Origin of the sequence: Komagataeibacter melaceti, assembly GCF_003403295.1 — a bacterium.
Taxonomy (GTDB): Bacteria; Pseudomonadota; Alphaproteobacteria; order Acetobacterales; family Acetobacteraceae; genus Komagataeibacter; species Komagataeibacter melaceti.
Window position 1 is genome coordinate 1 of the sequence record NZ_QUWV01000087.1, and the last position, 750, is coordinate 750.

General features: G+C 63.1%; 1 protein-coding gene. It reads left to right on the forward strand.

Annotation, left to right across the window (positions count from 1 at the left end):
- Window positions 1-732: Cof-type HAD-IIB family hydrolase (locus DY926_RS10595; protein ID WP_148707757.1), on the forward strand; the 732-nt coding region annotated here is incomplete at its 5' end.
- Window positions 733-750: the final 18 nt, after the last annotated feature.

The following is a 750-nucleotide window of genomic DNA, read 5'->3' on the forward strand; positions in this document are numbered from 1 at the left end:
CGCGCGATCAGGGCGGTCGAACGCCTGCGTGAGCGCGGCATCCTGTTCACCATCACCAGTGGCCGCCCGCCCAAGGGCATGAAGATGGTCATTGACCCGCTCAAGATTTCGGAGCCGATCGCGGGCTTCAATGGCGGCATGATGGTCAGGCCCGACTTTACCGTGATCGAGGCCCGGACCCTGCCCGCCGACACCGCGCGCAAGGTCATCGGCATCATCCGTGACCACAAGGCGGACCCGTGGGTCTATAACGGCAATGACTGGATCGTCTCCAACGCCGAAGCGCCGCATGTCGCGCGTGAACAGTGGACCGTGAAGTTCCCGCCCGTCGTGGGCAAGGTGGATGAAAAGCTGGACCAGGTGGTCAAGATCACCGGGGTGAGCGATGACCTCGCCCTCATGAAGCGCCTTGAGCATGACCTGCAGCAGGCGCTGGGTGATACCGCATCGGCCGCGCTTTCGCAGCCGTACTATGTGGACGTAACCAACAGGGACGCGAACAAGGGCGGCGTGGTGATGACGCTCGAGCGCCTGCTGGGCATCCCGGCGGCCCAGATGGTCACGCTGGGCGACCAGCCCAATGACGTGCTGATGTTCCGCAAGAGCGGCATGTCCATCGCCATGGGGCAGGCCAGCGCGGAAGTGCAGAAGCAGGCCACCTACGTCTCCACCTCCTGCGAGGAGGAAGGATTCGCCAATGGCATCGAGAAATACGTGCTGGGAGATGCATGACATGACTGGTGGACATGA